The 14,197-nt window shown below is 71.2% G+C and carries 16 protein-coding genes and 1 riboswitch; of the genes, 8 read left to right on the top strand and 8 right to left on the bottom strand.

Annotated features, from left to right (window positions below; all coding sequences use genetic code 11):
* Window positions 1-62: 62 nt before the first annotated feature.
* The 5 genes from AB0M70_RS25160 to AB0M70_RS25140 all read right to left on the bottom strand — a co-directional run bounded on the left by AB0M70_RS25160 (window position 63) and on the right by AB0M70_RS25140 (window position 3,125).
* On the bottom strand, window positions 63-659 hold the full coding sequence (locus AB0M70_RS25160; RefSeq protein WP_365822951.1) for a winged helix-turn-helix domain-containing protein: 597 nt from the start codon (window positions 657-659) through the stop codon (window positions 63-65).
* Between the two features lie 88 nt (window positions 660-747).
* On the bottom strand, window positions 748-870 hold the full coding sequence (locus tag AB0M70_RS25155; protein ID WP_365822949.1) for a hypothetical protein: 123 nt from the start codon (window positions 868-870) through the stop codon (window positions 748-750).
* Between the two features lie 118 nt (window positions 871-988).
* Window positions 989-2,008 carry a glutamine synthetase gene (glnII, locus tag AB0M70_RS25150; RefSeq protein ID WP_365822947.1) on the bottom strand — a complete coding sequence of 340 codons (1,020 nt, stop codon included), beginning with the start codon at window positions 2,006-2,008 and terminating at the stop codon, window positions 989-991.
* 167 nt (window positions 2,009-2,175) lie between these two features.
* Window positions 2,176-2,646, bottom strand: a complete 471-nt coding sequence (locus AB0M70_RS25145) for a hypothetical protein (RefSeq protein ID WP_365822945.1) — start codon at window positions 2,644-2,646, stop codon at window positions 2,176-2,178.
* A gap of 110 nt (window positions 2,647-2,756) precedes the next feature.
* Entirely contained in the window at window positions 2,757-3,125 is a 369-nt protein-coding gene (locus AB0M70_RS25140) for an arsenate reductase family protein (RefSeq protein ID WP_365822943.1), read from the bottom strand.
* Between the two features lie 142 nt (window positions 3,126-3,267).
* Between AB0M70_RS25140 and AB0M70_RS25135 the strand changes: the two genes are divergently transcribed.
* The 3 genes from AB0M70_RS25135 to AB0M70_RS25125 all read left to right on the top strand — a co-directional run bounded on the left by AB0M70_RS25135 (window position 3,268) and on the right by AB0M70_RS25125 (window position 6,084).
* Complete coding sequence (locus AB0M70_RS25135) at window positions 3,268-3,573, top strand: hypothetical protein (RefSeq protein WP_365822941.1); 306 nt, start codon at window positions 3,268-3,270, stop codon at window positions 3,571-3,573.
* A gap of 72 nt (window positions 3,574-3,645) precedes the next feature.
* A complete protein-coding gene (locus tag AB0M70_RS25130; RefSeq protein ID WP_365822939.1) occupies window positions 3,646-4,566 on the top strand; it encodes an alpha/beta fold hydrolase in 921 nt (306 codons plus the stop codon).
* A gap of 138 nt (window positions 4,567-4,704) precedes the next feature.
* Window positions 4,705-6,084 (top strand): DUF2252 domain-containing protein, encoded by a 1,380-nt coding sequence (locus AB0M70_RS25125; RefSeq protein ID WP_365822937.1) that lies wholly within the window; start codon window positions 4,705-4,707, stop codon window positions 6,082-6,084.
* Here AB0M70_RS25125 and AB0M70_RS25120 read toward each other — a convergent pair.
* Window positions 6,081-7,223 carry a haloacid dehalogenase-like hydrolase gene (locus AB0M70_RS25120; protein ID WP_365822935.1) on the bottom strand — a complete coding sequence of 381 codons (1,143 nt, stop codon included), beginning with the start codon at window positions 7,221-7,223 and terminating at the stop codon, window positions 6,081-6,083. The genes AB0M70_RS25125 and AB0M70_RS25120 overlap by 4 nt on opposite strands.
* Window positions 7,224-7,433: 210 nt before the next feature.
* Here AB0M70_RS25120 and AB0M70_RS25115 point away from each other — a divergent pair, with 210 nt between their 5' ends.
* From AB0M70_RS25115 to AB0M70_RS25095, 5 genes are all read left to right on the top strand, one after another.
* A complete protein-coding gene (locus tag AB0M70_RS25115; protein ID WP_365822933.1) occupies window positions 7,434-8,300 on the top strand; it encodes a helix-turn-helix domain-containing protein in 867 nt (288 codons plus the stop codon).
* A gap of 5 nt (window positions 8,301-8,305) precedes the next feature.
* Window positions 8,306-8,770: a VOC family protein gene (locus AB0M70_RS25110; protein ID WP_365822931.1), complete on the top strand. Its 465-nt coding sequence runs from the start codon at window positions 8,306-8,308 to the stop codon at window positions 8,768-8,770.
* A gap of 7 nt (window positions 8,771-8,777) precedes the next feature.
* Window positions 8,778-8,964: riboswitch (cobalamin riboswitch) on the top strand.
* A 140-nt stretch (window positions 8,965-9,104) separates the two neighbouring features.
* Window positions 9,105-10,109 carry an ABC transporter substrate-binding protein gene (locus AB0M70_RS25105; RefSeq protein WP_365822929.1) on the top strand — a complete coding sequence of 335 codons (1,005 nt, stop codon included), beginning with the start codon at window positions 9,105-9,107 and terminating at the stop codon, window positions 10,107-10,109.
* Window positions 10,106-11,146 carry an iron chelate uptake ABC transporter family permease subunit gene (locus AB0M70_RS25100; protein ID WP_365822927.1) on the top strand — a complete coding sequence of 347 codons (1,041 nt, stop codon included), beginning with the start codon at window positions 10,106-10,108 and terminating at the stop codon, window positions 11,144-11,146. Before AB0M70_RS25105 ends, AB0M70_RS25100 begins: the two co-directional genes overlap by 4 nt.
* Window positions 11,143-11,925 carry an ABC transporter ATP-binding protein gene (locus AB0M70_RS25095; protein ID WP_365822925.1) on the top strand — a complete coding sequence of 261 codons (783 nt, stop codon included), beginning with the start codon at window positions 11,143-11,145 and terminating at the stop codon, window positions 11,923-11,925. The genes AB0M70_RS25100 and AB0M70_RS25095 overlap by 4 nt, the downstream gene beginning before the upstream one ends.
* 17 nt (window positions 11,926-11,942) lie before the next feature.
* On the opposite strand, the gene AB0M70_RS25090 is transcribed toward AB0M70_RS25095, so the two are convergent.
* Entirely contained in the window at window positions 11,943-13,100 is a 1,158-nt protein-coding gene (locus tag AB0M70_RS25090) for a hypothetical protein (protein WP_365822923.1), read from the bottom strand.
* Between the two features lie 208 nt (window positions 13,101-13,308).
* Window positions 13,309-14,076, bottom strand: coding sequence for an alpha/beta fold hydrolase (locus tag AB0M70_RS25085; protein WP_365822921.1), 768 nt, complete (start codon window positions 14,074-14,076; stop codon window positions 13,309-13,311).
* Window positions 14,077-14,197 lie beyond the last annotated feature (121 nt).

Below are 14,197 nucleotides of genomic sequence, written 5' to 3'. Positions count from 1 at the left end.
GGCCGTCGGGGGAACCGGGTTCTGCTGGCGGCAGAGCCCGGCCCGCCCCGGGAAACCGGAGGTCAGCGGGATGCCGGCGGTGCGTACTTGTAGCCGACCCGCCGCACCGTCTGGATCGTCCTGCGGTGCTCGGCCCCCAGCTTGCGCCGCAGCCGCGCGATGTGGACGTCCACGGTGCGCCCGTCGCCCACATGCCCGTAGCCCCACACCGTGGTGACCAACTGGTCGCGCGTGTGCACCCGGTGGGGGTGGGCCACGAGGTGCGCGAGCAGCTCGAACTCCAGGTACGTGAGGTCGAGCGGGCGGTCGTCGACCCGCGCCGCACGCTGCACGGCGTCGATCCACACGGGACCACCGGACGGCTGCCGGGGCTCGGGTGCGGCGGTGGCCGCTGCGGTGGCTGCGGCCACCGGCTCCTGCCCGGCCGGTACGAGGACCAGGTAGCCGATCATCGGCGGCTGGCCCGGCAGCGTGGGCAGCGTGTGCTGGGGCGCGGGCAGCCAGGTCGCGCCCGGCGGCAGGAAGTCGGTGATCTGCGCCACCTCGTCCGGGGCGACGGCTCGCAGCCGCCCACGGCCGGGGCCGGCCTGCGGCGGGGCGGTCGCCGTGAGGGCGGCGGTCGAAGCGGTGGAGGCCGGGAAGGAACGGGAGTTCGCCATGGAAGTCAGCTCTTTCGCGCGAAGGAGTCGTCAGTCGTCGAGGACGTACGTACGTCGTGCGCGTCAGGCGAAGGCCGGGTGAACGGCTTTAGCGGGCCTGCGCGTTCATCGCGCGGCAACACACCCGGTCGAAGTCGTGGTGCTGACGGGAAGGCCAGAACGGCTCCAGGTCGTGATCACGACCCGTCGCGTTGTTCCCGTGGCTGCCCATGCCCCCATTGAAGCAGATGGGAGGGGCCCCGGTCGCTCCCTCTCGCACGCTGCCATGCCGAAGGGGGTGCCCGCCGGCCTGGCGGGCACCCCCTCCGGGGACGTGGCGATGCACGCGATCAGACCTGGCCGGCCTTCTCCAGGGCGGTGCAGCACGTGTCGACGATCAGGCGCGTCACGACGTACGGGTCGACGTTCGCGTTCGGGCGGCGGTCCTCGATGTAGCCCTTCTGCTCCACCTCGACCTGCCACGGGATGCGGACCGACGCGCCGCGGTCCGAGACGCCGTAGCTGTACTCGTTCCACGGGGCGGTCTCGTGCAGGCCGGTGAGGCGGTCGTCGATGCCCGCGCCGTAGTTCTTGACGTGGTCCATCGGCTTGGAGCCCTCACCGAGGGACTCGGCGGCGGTGATGATGGCGTCGTAGCCCTCGCGCATCGCCTTCGTCGAGAAGTTGGTGTGCGCGCCGGCGCCGTTCCAGTCGCCCTTCACCGGCTTCGGGTCGAGCGTGGCCGACACCTTGAAGTCCTCGGCGGTGCGGTAGAGCAGCCAACGGGCGATCCACAGCTGGTCGGAGACCTCGAGCGGCGCGAGCGGCCCGACCTGGAACTCCCACTGGCCCGGCATGACCTCGGCGTTGATGCCGGAGATCCCGAGGCCCGCCTTGAGGCAGTTCTCCAGGTGCGCCTCGACGATGTCACGGCCGAAGATCTCGTCGGCGCCGACACCGCAGTAGTAGCCGCCCTGCGCGGCGGGGAAGCCGCCGACGGGGAAGCCGAGCGGGCGGTCGCCCTCGAAGAAGGTGTACTCCTGCTCGATGCCGAAGATGGGCTCCTGCGAGCCGAACCGCTCCGCGATCTCGGCGAGAGCGGCACGGGTGTTGGACTCGTGCGGCGTCATGTCCGTGTTGAGGACCTCGCACAGGACGAGTACGTCGTCGCCGCCACGGATCGGGTCCGGGCAGGTGAAGACGGGCTTGAGCACGCGGTCGGAGGCGTGACCCTTGGCCTGGTTCGTGCTGGATCCGTCGAAGCCCCAGTTCGGGAGCTCGGCGCCGTCCGTCATGATCTTCGTCTTGGAACGGAGCTTGGCGGTCGGCTCGGTGCCGTCGATCCAGATGTACTCAGCCTTGAAGGTCACGGGGCCCATCCTCTAAAAGCTCGGTACGGCGCAGAACGTGCGGGTGCTGCGGTGCCGTGGTGATGCCGCGCAGCCTGTCAACGCGCGATTTCCCGTCCATTGCTCGCATGTGAACCCCGTGTTACCTGCGGGCGATGTGGCCCACTTCACGCGCCGCGCCACCCGCGTCACTTGATGACGGCGTTGGCGGCCGCGATCAGCAGCCCGATCGCCGCGTCGGCCATGCCGAGCAGCACGGCCGAGCGGCGCCGGTAGCCCGAGCGGAGCGCGGCGAAGGTGCCCCAGCCGAACAGGAGCGCCGCGTTCAGGAGGAGCGCGGAGCAGGTGACGGGCGGCTCGGACCAGCCGAAGGTTCCGGCGAGGACGAGCAGCGCCACGGTGGGCCAGCAGGCCACGATGACCGGCCACTCGTCCATGAGCTCCCGGATGAGCTGGCGCCACCGGTGCAGGCCCGACCCGGGCCGGTGCGTGGACATGTGGTGCGCGTAGCCGTGCGCGAGGGCGGCCGTGCCCGCGGTGACCATGATCCAGGCCGCGTCGTAGAAGGGGGTGTAGGCCTGCTGCTCCGAGTGCAGGGCCGCGACGAGCGCGCTCGCGAGGATGGTCCCGTAGACACCTCCGGACGTCAGCTTCCGCACGGTTGCACTCCTTTCGGGGAGTGCCCAACCGTATGGGGGTGTATGTAACGTTTTGCCGGAGATGACACATCGGTCGGCCGTCATCTGAGGCCCGCGGGAAACCGTCGCGCCTACCGGGACAACGCGTCCCGTACCGCCTCCTCCGTGCGCCCCACCACCGCGGTGCCGTCGTCGGCGGTGATGATGGGCCGCTGGATGAGCTTGGGGTGCTCGGCGAGCGCCGTGATCCAGCGGTCGCGGCCCGAGTCGTCGCGCGGCCAGGCCTCGCGGTCCTTCAGGTTCAGCTCCTTGGCGGCGTCCTCCTGGGTGCGGGTGATGGCCCACGGCTCCAGACCGAGCCGCTCCAGGACGGCGCGGATCTCGTCCTCGGTGGGGACGTCGTCCAGGTAACGGCGGACGGTGTAGTCGGCGCCCTCGGCGTCGAGCAGGGTGAGCGCGCTGCGGCACTTCGAGCAAGCGGGATTGATCCAGATCTCCATGCCCCACACGCTACCCGCGCCCCACCCGCCACACGGCCCCAAAGGCCGTCTGGCCAGCGGCGATTGTCAGTGCCCGGCAGTAGAATTGAAGCAATGTTCGAGGGTTCCCGACGGGGGTCCTGATCGCGACAGGAGGATGCCTGTGCCCGCTGCCGCACTCACATCTAAGTCGAAGCGCAACGCTTCCCGGCCCGTGTTCATCGACCCGACGTACGCACCACTGGAGAAGCGACCGCTCCCGGCCGGACGGCCGCGCGAGTGGTACATCACGCACAACCGGCGCCTGAAGGCCATGCGCCTCGCGATAGCGCTGCTCGACTCCGGCGTCTATCTGGCGAACCAAGCGAACAACACCAGGATCCGGAGCATGGCTCAGGACGTGGGAATCCACCCGCCGTCGGACATCACCTGCCACATGGTGCGCGCCCTGATGCGGTACAGCCGCTGAACCGACGCGCGCGTGAGCGTACGGGCGGGGGCCCGAGGGTCGCCGCCCGTGGGCGTGGTCCATGCTGTCCGCATGACTCAGCCGGAATCCGCCCCCGCCCAGCAGGAGCCCGCGGACGAGCTGCCGCTGCTCGTCACCGCCCAACTCCCGGACGGGGCACGGTTTCCCGTCCGCGGCCTGCGCGGGAGCGAGGCATCGCCCCGCCCCGCGCCGGCCGTCCTGATCCTCCCCGCCATGGGCACCCCCGCCCGCTACTACCGCGCGTTCGCACGCCAGTTGAACGCCGAGGGGCTCACCGCCCTGACCGTGGACATGCGGGGCCAGGGGGAGAGCACCCCGCGCGTGACGGACGCGGACGCCCTCGACCACGGGTACGGCACGATCGTGGAGCAGGACCTCGTCGCGGTCCTCGAAGCGATACGCGCCGAACTGGGCCCGGAGCCACCGTTGTACCTCCTCGGTCACAGCATGGGCGGGCAACTGGGCCTGGTGCACGCCGCGTTGGGGATCGGGCCCGGCGTCGACGGAGTCGCCCTCGTCGCCTCGGGCTCCGTCTGGTTCCGGGCGTACGGCCCCCTGCGCGGACCCCTGCTGCTCATCGGCGAACTCTTCACCGCGGCCACCTCGACGCTGCTCGGCCGGTGGCCCGGGACCCGGCTCGGCTTCGGCGGCAACCAGCCCAAGGGCGTCATGCGCGACTGGGCACGTCAGGGACGTACGGGCCGTTACTCGTCCCCCGGCTCCCCGCACGACTACGAGGCGGCCCTGCGCACCCTCACGCTGCCCGTCCTCGCGGTCTCCGTCGAGGGCGACACCTGGGCCCCCGTGGCCGCCCTCGACCACCTCGTCGGCAAGGTGCCCGCGGCCCGCGTCACCCGCCTGCGGTACTCCGTCGCCGAGGCCGGCGCCCGCCTCGACCACTTCGTGTGGACGCGGGCCGGAGAAGCGCTGGCCAAGAGGGTGGCGGCATGGGCGGTGGCGGGCGGAAGCTGAGGTCCCGACACAACCGGCACACCCCGGGCGCGGTCACCCGTTCGGCGTACCCGGCATGCGTACGCGCCGGAGGCGGCATTGGCTGCTCCTGAGGGGAGGCTGTTGCCGGGTGCCGCCGACGGAGAGGGGCGTGGGGCGATGACCACTCCGCAAGAGCGTGCCCGCCAGGGCAAGGCCGCCCGCAAGCGTGCCTCCCGCTCCTCGCACGGGGCGTGGATACCCTCCGCCGACCGCGCCGACCCGGTGGCCGTCCTGGAGCGGCAGGGCGCGGACCGCGTCCAGGACCTGCTGCCCATCCGGTACGCGCGCATGGCGGCCTCCCCGTTCTCCTTCCTGCGGGGCGCCGCCGCCGTCATGGCCGGGGACCTCGCCGTCCAGTGGGACACCGGCCTGACGGTCCAGCTCTGCGGCGACGCCCACCTGTCGAACTTCGGCCTGTTCGCCTCGCCGGAGCGTGCCCTGCTCTTCGACCTGAACGACTTCGACGAGACCTGCCCCGGCCCTTTCGAGTGGGACGTCAAACGCCTGGCCGCGAGCATCGCCGTGGCATCCCGCGACAACGGCCACCCGCGGGGCGCGGCCCGCGCGGCCTGCCTCGCGGCGGTGGCGGCGTACCGCACCTCCATGAGACGTCTTGCCGGACTCGGCGAACTCGCGGTCTGGTACGAACGGACCGACGCCCACGACCTGTTGCCGCTCATCCGCTCCGCCGGACACCGCAAGCGCGCGGCGAGCGCCATGGACCGCGCCCGCCGCCGCACGAACCTGCAGGCGCTCGGCAAGCTGACCGAGAAGGTCGAAGGAGCCCCCGGCGTCCGCCGCATCATCCACGACCCGCCGCTCATCGAACCCGTGAGTGCCGCGGACCTCGCCGCGCTCCGCAAGATCTTCGGCGACTACCGCTCCACGCTCTCCGAGGAGCGCCGACTCCTCCTGGACCGCTACCACTTCGTGGACGCCGCACGGAAAGTCGTCGGCGTGGGCAGCGTCGGCACTCGCTGCTATCTCGTGCTCCTCGCCGGGCGCGACGCCGGGGACCCGCTCTTCCTCCAGATCAAGGAGGCGGTCCGCTCGGTCGTCGAGGAACACCTCCCGGCGGGCCCGTACGTCCACCCCGGCCACCGGGTGGTCGCCGGCCAGCGCCTCCTCCAGGCGGCCGGCGACATCTTCCTCGGCTGGATGACGGGCCCCCAGGGCCGTGCCTTCTACTGGCGCCAGTTGCGCGACATGAAGGGCTCCGCGGACGTCGAGTCCATGTCCCCCGCGGAACTGCGCTCCTACGCCCGCCTCTGCGGCACGGCCCTGGCCCGCGCCCACGCCCGCTCCGGCGACCGCATCGCCATCGCCGCCTACCTGGGCGGCGCCGACACCTTCGACCGGGCGGTAGCGGACTTCGCGCTGCTCTACACCGCGCAGAACGCCCGGGACCACGCGGCGCTGACCGAGGCGATCTCCTCGGGCCTGGTCGCCGCCGCGGGCCGGGAAGGCGGAGAAGCAGAAACAGCCTCAGGCGCCTAGCGGATCTCGTCCGGGACCACCGTCAGCCACCGCTTGTCCGCGGTGACCTTCTGACCGAGCTCCCGCTGCCGGTCGGCGTTCTTCCGCTTCATCCCGTCCAGCTCCTTCATGTACGCGTCCTTGCGGTTGACCCACACCCGGGCCCCGCCGTGCTCCACGTCCGCCGAGTGGAACAGCATCGGGCCGTCGCTCTTGGGGGTGTCGCCCGCCACCAGGACGGGCTTCTTCCACTCGTCGATGTACGTGTTGATGGCCGCGGGCTTGCCCTGGTACCAGGTCATCGGCGCCCACAGGTTCGGCGTCAGCTCATGCCCCGCGAGCTTTTTCTGGTCGAAGCGGCCCTCCGCGATCTCCTTGCGGGAGCTGGTGACCTCGCCGGTCTTGCGGTTCTTGAGCTGCAGGCCGACGCCGATGACGTTCTCCGGCTTCACGTCGTAGCCGTACTTCGGGTCGGAGAGGACCATGCGCACCAGGTCCTCGCTGGCCGCGCTGACGACGTAGACCTCGATGCCGTGCTTGCGCAGCGACTTGTGGAGCTCCTGCATGCCGGTGAAGAACTGCGGCGGCTTCACCTCGGTCTTCGTCAGCTTCCCGTCCTCGTAGTACTCGGCGGAGATCGGCTCGTCGCGGGCGAGGAGTTCGTCGACGTACCCCTTGAGCTCCTTCAGCGTGAAGCCGGAGAAGATCTGCGCGACCCACGGGTAGCAGACCTGGTCGTCGACCTCGCAGAGCCGGTTGTAGTAGCTGTAGAGGCTCTCCTTGTGCTTCGCCGTGTCCTTGAAGGGGATGATCTTCAGCGACGGGTCCATCGACTTGCGCGTCAGCACCCCCTTCATCTCAAGGAAGGGCAGGAGGGACTCCTCCAGGTCGTTGCGGTACGTCGTGTTGTCCGCGTCGAAGACCGCGTACGCGCCCTTGTCCTCGTTCTTCGCGATGACCTTGCCGAGCTTCTTCGCGACCGGCTTCGGCCAGTGCTTCAGCTCGGACGTCGCGGCCTTCGCCGCCCGCGCCGTCTTCGCGGAGGCGTCCGCGGCCGTCGCGTCCTTGCTCGGCCAGAGCGCCGTACCCGCGAGAACGGCCGCGGTGAGCGCGCCCGTCGTGCCGATGACGGCCAGCTTGCCCTTTGCCTTTGATGCCATGGTTCGGTGCCCCCTGAGAGCGGTCTGCGCCCCGTCCGGAGCGGCGGGTCATCGTATGGGGTCACACCGAGGATTCCCATGATCGACATCACCGGACGGAACGGGCATGGGACCTCCGTGCGCGGGTAGGGGAGACGAACGCCCTGCACGCAGACGCGCGCCGCGCTTTCGGGCCTGCTCCGGAGCGGCTTCCCTCGCATACTGGAAGACATGGAGAGCGTCTCCCGGGAGTTCGTGCGGGCCGCCCCGCGGCTCGACGGCATGGTGGTGTCCGCCGTCGGCTACCGCACCCGGGGCGAGCGGCCGGGCGTTCACCGCGGCCTGCCGTCCCCGTACCTGACGCTGATCTTCTCGCTGGACGGCCTCGTCGTCACCGGCGCCACCCCCGAGCAGGCCGGCACCTGGGGCGCCGTCCGCACGGACATCGTCATCGGCGGCCTCCACCAGACCCCGGCGTACGTCGTACGGCCCGAGCACGAAGCGGGCATCCAGCTCGCCGTGCACCCGCTGGCCGCCCGCGCCCTGTTCGGCGTACCGGCGGCGGAACTCGCCGGTGAGCTGGTGACGCCCGGCGCGGAGGTGATGGGGCGGCGCGCCGCCGAGCTGCGGGAGCTGCTGTGCGAACAGGGCGGCTGGCAGGAGCGGTTCGCCTCCCTGTCCGCCTACTTGCGGCAGCGCGCGGCCGACGCCACCTCCGCGGGCTCCGTACGGCCCGAGGTCGGCGAGGCCTGGGCCTGGCTGGCCCGGCACCAGGGCGTGGGCACCCTGCGCGGGCTCTCCCGGCACGTCGCGCTCAGCGAGCGCCGCCTCACCACCCTCTTCCGCGCCGAGACGGGCCTGAGCCCCAAGCAGGCAGGGCGCCTGATGCGCTTCCAGCGCGCACGCAACGCCGTCGTACGCCCCGTCGCGGCGGGCGCGGCCCCCGACCTGGCCCGCGTCGCCGCGGAGTGCGGTTACTACGACCACTCCCACCTGGTGCGCGACTTCCGCCAGTACACCGGCGCGAGCCCCAGCGCCTGGCTGGCCGAAGAGTGCCGGAATATCCAAGCCGGGAGCCATGGCGGGGGCGAAGAGTAGGCCCCATGAACACCACCGAGAAGCAGAACCAGCAGCCCCGGTCCGCCTCCGCCCCCGACGCCGAGGGGCGTGCCCCCGCCGTCTGGCCGACCCTCCAGGCGCACGACGCCCCCGCACTGATCGACTTCCTGGTCGGCACGGTCGGCTTCCTGCGCACCGCCGTCTACGAGGACGGCGACCGCGTGGCCCACGCCGAGCTCGACTGGCCCGAGGGCGGCGCGATCATGCTCGGCTCGTACGACGAGAAGTCCCAGGGCTGGTGCCTGAAGCCCGGCACCTTCGGCGCGTACGTCGTCACCGACCACGTGGACGACCTCTACCGGCGGCTCAGCACCGCGGGCGTCGAGATCATCCGCGAGATCGAGGACCAGCCGTACGGCAGCCGGGAGTTCGCCATCGCCGACCCCGAGGGCAACAAATGGTCCTTCGGCACCTACCGCGGCGCACCGAGGCCCCAGCAGCCGTCCTGACCTCGCGTGATAGCTTGCGCACGCCAGTCAACCCACACCAGGGCCAGGGAATCCGGTGCGAATCCGGAACTGACGCGCAGCGGTGAGGGGGAACGGGCGGGGCCACGGCCACTGGGCGTCCATGGACGCCTGGGAAGGCGCCCCGCCCGGCCGATCCCCGAGTCCGAAGACCTGCTGGCACCTTCGTCCGCGTACCGGGCGGCGGAGGTGACGAAGCAGGCCAGGCTCCGCGTATGAGCCGTGAGACTCAAGGGATCTCGTGTCCTCCATTGCCCGTCGTGTACGTACGTCTGTCGTCCGTCGTGTACGTACGTCTGTTCTTCTCGCCACGGCCTTGGCCGTCACCCTGACCTCGTGCGGAGGCGGCTCCACGACCTCCTCCGCCACGGACGACAAGGCCGCCGGCTACCCGTTGACCCTCACCTCCTGCGGCAAGAAGGCGGAGATCAAGGCGCCGCCGCAGCGGGCGGTCTCCCTCGACCAGGGCTCCACGGAGATCCTGCTCTCCCTCGGCCTCGCGGACCGCATGGTCGGCACCGGGACGTGGACGGACCCGGTGCTCAAGGGCCTGGAGAAGGACAACGCCAAGGTCGACCGGCTCGCCGACAGCTACCCCTCCTTCGAGAAGGTCCTCGCCAAGGAACCGGACTTCGTCACCGCCTCCTTCGTGGCGACGGTCAGCAAGGGCGGCGTCGCCGACCGCGCCAAGTTCGCCGAGCTCGGCGTACCCGCCTATGTCTCGCCCTCCGACTGCGCGGGCAAGGACAACAGCGGCGACGGCGACGGCAGCCGCGTCAAGACGCTCACCATGGACACCGTCTACGGCGAAGTGCGGGACCTGGCCAAGGCGTTCGGGGTCGAGAAGCGCGGCGAACGGCTGATCGCGCAGCTCAAGGGCAGGGTGGCGAAGGCCGCGAAGCCCATCAAGAACGCTGATGCCGCCTCCGACACGTCGCTCCTCTACTGGTTCGCCAACTCCGACGCGCCCTACATCGCAGGCTGCTGCGGGGCGCCGGGCATCATCACCCGCGAACTCGGCGTGAAGAACGTCTTCGACGACACCCGCGACGAGTGGCCCCAGATCAACTGGGAGACGGTGGCCGACCGCGACCCGGACGTCCTGGTCATCGGCGACCTCACGCGCAAGTCGCAGACGGCCGAGAGCGCGAAGAAGAAGATCGAGTTCCTGGAGTCCAACCCGGTCACCAAGAACCTGACCGCCGTGAAGAAGAAGCGGTACGTACTCCTGAGCGGCCAGGCCATGAACCCGACGATCCGCACGGTGGACGGCATCGAGCAAGTCGCCGCCGCCTTGCGCGAGTTCGGCCTCGACAAGTGAGGACGGCCGCCGCGGGCGGCATACGTTCCGCCCTGCTCTGGACGGCGGGCCTCGCCGCCCTCGCCCTCTCCGTGGCGGTGGCCGTCACCATCGGCCCCGCGGACATCTCCGTACCCGACGTGTGGTCGGCGGTCGCGGCGCACCTCGGCTGGGGGGAGGCGAAGCTGACGCCCATCCGGGACGGCATCGTCTGGAACCTGCGCATGCCGCGCACGCTCCTCGCGGCGGTCTGCGGCGCGGGCCTCGCGGTCTGCGGAACCGTCCTCCAGTCCCTCCTGCGCAATCCGCTCGCCGACCCCTTCGTGCTCGGTGTCTCCTCGGGGGCGTCCACGGGCGCGGTCGCGATCGTCGTCCTGGGGGTCGGCGGGGGAGCGGTGTCGGTCTCGGCGGGCGCCTTCGTCGGGGCCGTCGTCTCCTTCGCGCTCGTGCTGCTGCTCAGCCACAGCCTGGGCGGAAGCGCCGACAGGGTGGTGCTCTCCGGGGTCGCGGCCATGCAGCTCTTCTCGTCGCTCACCTCGTTCGTGATCCTGACATCGGGCGACGCGGAGACGACGCGGAGTGTCCTGTTCTGGCTGCTCGGCTCGTTGAGCGGGGTGGGCTGGACGGACGTCACGCTGTGCGCGGCGGTGCTCTTCGCGGCCCTCGCCGTCTGCCTGACGCAGGCCCGCACCCTGGACGCGTTCGCGTTCGGCCAGGACGCGGCGGCGACACTGGGCGTCCACGTGGCCCGCACCCGCCTCCTGCTGCTCTCCGTCACGGCCCTGCTCACGGCGGCACTGGTCAGCAGTGCGGGCGCCATCGGCTTCGTGGGCCTGGTCCTGCCGCACGCTGCCCGCGCGCTGGTCGGTGCCGGGCACGCACGCCTGCTCCCGGTCACGGCGCTCGCGGGCGCGGTGTTCCTGGTGTGGGTGGACACGCTGGCGCGCACGGTCCTCGACCCCCAGGAGGTTCCGGTGGGGGTGGTGACGTCGCTGATCGGTGTCCCGGCGTTCGTCCTGGTCCTTTACCGCACGAGGAAGACGGGCAGGACAACATGACCGCGCACACCGGACCCGGCCTGCGGGCGGACAGGATCACCAGAACGACCGCGGGCCACCTCATCATCGACGGAGTGACCCTGGCCCCGCCCCCCGGAGCCACGGTCGGTCTGCTCGGCCCGAACGGCTCGGGCAAGTCCACTCTCCTGCGCATCCTGGCGGGCGTACTGGCCCCGACGTCAGGGGTGGTCACGCTGGACGGCGCACCACTCCGGGACGTGGGCCGCCGCACGGTGGCGCGCAGGGTGGCGGTGGTGGACCAGGACGCCACGACGCAGGTCGAGCTGTCCGTGGAGGAAGTCGTACGCCTGGGCCGCATCCCGCACCGCAGGGCGTGGTCCGCTCCGACAGCCCGGGACGACGAGGCGGTACGGGAGGCCCTGGCGCGCACGGGCCTGTCCGACCGCGCGGCCCAGTCCTGGCACACGCTCTCCGGCGGCGAACGCCAACGGGTCCAGATAGCAAGGGCGTTGGCCCAGACCCCCAGGGAACTCCTCCTGGACGAACCCACGAACCACCTGGACATCCACCACCAACTGGACCTCCTGGCCCTGGTCTCGGACCTCCCCCTGACCAGCGTGATCGCCCTCCACGACCTCAACCTGGCGGCCATGTTCTGCGACCACGTACTGGTCCTCCACGAGGGCGCGGCCCACGCGTCGGGCACACCATCCGAAGTGATCACGGAAGAACTGATCGCAAAGGTGTACGGGGTACGAGCAAAGGTCACGCACCCCCCAACGGAAACCCACCCGACGATCCGCTTCCTACACCCCTGAGCCCTAAGCCGCTGGTGTCAGCGCCCCCGGACGACCTGCTCGGCCCGCAACCGGAGCTTGGCGTCGGCATCCTTCAGCAAAGCCTTGGCTGCTTGCAGTTGACCGGCACCGCCCTGCGCGCAGAGCAGTCGGAAGGCGGCGACGCGGGTGGGCCGGGGCAGTTCCGGATCGATGCGTGCCATCAACCACTCGGTGGGCAGCTGCCGGGCGGAGGGCAGCAGCGTCGCGCAGGCCTCGCGGGCGACGGCGGGTGCGGGGTCGTCCAGGAGCGGTCGCAACCGCTCGGTGACCGCGACGTCGAGCACCCGCAGCCCGGCCACGGCACGCGCCCGTACCGCCGGCTCCGGGTGCCCGAGCAGCGGCAGCAGCAACTCGGCGTCCTCACGCGCACCGCACTCGCCGAGGCCGACGGCCGCACCGGGCGGCAGAGCCGGGTCACCGGGCTCCGCACACCACTCCCGGTAGAGCGGCAACGCATCGACCCCGGCCTGCTTCAGCACGTAACGGGCGCAGGCCCGCACGAGCGCCGAACGATCGACGAGATACGACCGGGCCTCCAGCGCCCGCCCGACGCGCCGCAGAGCGGTGACCCCTGCGGACCGGACACGGGGGCTGCGCGCCGCGAGCAACGGCGAGACGACACACTCGTACGCACGCTCATCCCCCTCCCGCACACCCGCGAGCGCGGCGTCGGCGCAGAGGTTCTGGACGACGACATCGCTGTCGTGAGCGGCAGTACGGGCCAGCTCCGCCGTCGACAGGGCCTGCTCGTCGACAGCGATGCGATGAGCGAAGCGGCGTACCGCAGGGTCCACGTGGCCGAGCATCGGCACCAGACGGGCGCGGCCCGCCGCCCCGCTCAGGACCTCCCGCAACAGCCCCACACCGAAGACCCCGCGCTCCCGGCGCCCCACCCGCAACACCACGGGCACGAGCGCGGCCAACTCCCCGGCACCGAGCCGGGGCAGCGCCTCACGCACCATGCCGCGCGCCTTCTCCCGTACGGGCGCGGCCCAGTCGGCGCAGCGAATGACGACCAGCGGCAGGAGCACCGGATACGCCCCGGCCCGCCGCAACGCGGCCTCGCGCACGCGGCCGTCGTAGGCGCACAGATCGAGCGCGGTCCGACTCTCGCCGGGCTCCAACTCGTCCCAGCGCGTATACAGTCCGCGCACGTCGACATCGAACGTGATCCAGGCGGAAGGCTCCGAAACATCCAGCACGTCCCGCAAGGGAGTCCCACGGACAACCCGCAGAAGCTCGCTGTCCCTACCCCCGTCGACCCAGCTCATCGCCACCGCCTCCCCGCCCCGACCACCGAGACGGCGATCGTAGGGTGCGGCACCCGCGGCGGTCGCCCGAATTACGCGGGCCCTGGCTGCCCTAGGGCCGTGGCTCGTCGAGGTACTGGTCGGCCCAGGCGCTGATGATGTGAGCGGCCCGTTGCGCCTGTCCTCGCGCGGTCAGCAGATGGTCCGCGCCTTCGAGCGAGATGAAGCTGCGCGGGTGCCGTGCCTCCTGGAAGATCTCCGCGGCGTTGGAGATGTCGACGGTGGAGTCGGTGGGCGAATGCGCCACGAGGAGCGGAACGTCCACCTCGCTGATCCGGTCGCGCAAATGAGCCTGGCGCACATTCTCGACGAAGGCGCGCTTGAGGACCAGCGTCCTCCCGCCGACGAACCACTCGTGCGCGCCGTCACTGAGGACGCGATCCAGCACGGAGTCGTACTGCCGCTCGACATGACTGGGGTCGACGGGCGCCGCGATCGTGGCCAGCGCGCGCAGGCCGGGGATGTCGCACGCGGCCGCGATGGCGGCGGCGCCGCCCCACGAGTGCCCCACCAGCAAGTCCACGGGAGTCCCTCGCTCCGCCATGAAAGCCGCGGCACGGACGGTGTCCTGCACCTTTACCGTGAAGGAACCGTCCCCCCAGTCGCCCTCGGAGTCCCCGATCCCGAGATTGTCGAAGCGCAGCGTGCCGATCCCCTCGCGCGCCAGCTGCTTGCTGACGCGCGAGGCGGCCGGCGATTCCTTGCCCAGGGTGAATCCATGCGCGACGAGCCCCCAGCCCCGGACCTCGCCCTCCGGCAGATCGATCACCCCGGCCAGTGCGGGGCCGACGACGCTCGGGAATGTCACTTTTTCGCTCATGTGGGGCGCTCACCTAGGCAGGGGCTGGGTTTGGGGCTGGGGCTGGGGCTGGGCAGATCGTGGGGGGAGAGAACAGCGGGCCGCCTCCCCGTTCTGGGAGACGGCCCATCGTCCATGCTGC

Source organism: Streptomyces sp. NPDC051214, from assembly GCF_040682375.1.
In the GTDB taxonomy this organism is placed as follows: Bacteria; Actinomycetota; Actinomycetes; order Streptomycetales; family Streptomycetaceae; genus Streptomyces.
The sequence above is the reverse complement of the archived record's forward strand: the minus strand, read 5'-3'. Positions and strand labels throughout refer to the sequence as shown.

What these genes read in the sequence shown, in the direction of transcription:
- AB0M70_RS25160 (WP_365822951.1), bottom strand. Translation starts at nt 659, where the DNA reads ATGGCGAACTCCCGTTCCTTCCCGGCCTCCACCGCTTCGACCGCCGCC.
- AB0M70_RS25155 (WP_365822949.1), bottom strand. Translation starts at nt 870, where the DNA reads ATGGGCAGCCACGGGAACAACGCGACGGGTCGTGATCACGACCTGGAG.
- AB0M70_RS25140 (WP_365822943.1), bottom strand. Translation starts at nt 3,125, where the DNA reads ATGGAGATCTGGATCAATCCCGCTTGCTCGAAGTGCCGCAGCGCGCTC.
- AB0M70_RS25130 (WP_365822939.1), top strand. Translation starts at nt 3,646, where the DNA reads ATGACTCAGCCGGAATCCGCCCCCGCCCAGCAGGAGCCCGCGGACGAG.
- AB0M70_RS25125 (WP_365822937.1), top strand. Translation starts at nt 4,705, where the DNA reads ATGACCACTCCGCAAGAGCGTGCCCGCCAGGGCAAGGCCGCCCGCAAG.
- AB0M70_RS25120 (WP_365822935.1), bottom strand. Translation starts at nt 7,223, where the DNA reads ATGGCATCAAAGGCAAAGGGCAAGCTGGCCGTCATCGGCACGACGGGC.
- AB0M70_RS25115 (WP_365822933.1), top strand. Translation starts at nt 7,434, where the DNA reads ATGGAGAGCGTCTCCCGGGAGTTCGTGCGGGCCGCCCCGCGGCTCGAC.
- AB0M70_RS25110 (WP_365822931.1), top strand. Translation starts at nt 8,306, where the DNA reads ATGAACACCACCGAGAAGCAGAACCAGCAGCCCCGGTCCGCCTCCGCC.
- AB0M70_RS25095 (WP_365822925.1), top strand. Translation starts at nt 11,143, where the DNA reads ATGACCGCGCACACCGGACCCGGCCTGCGGGCGGACAGGATCACCAGA.
- AB0M70_RS25085 (WP_365822921.1), bottom strand. Translation starts at nt 14,076, where the DNA reads ATGAGCGAAAAAGTGACATTCCCGAGCGTCGTCGGCCCCGCACTGGCC.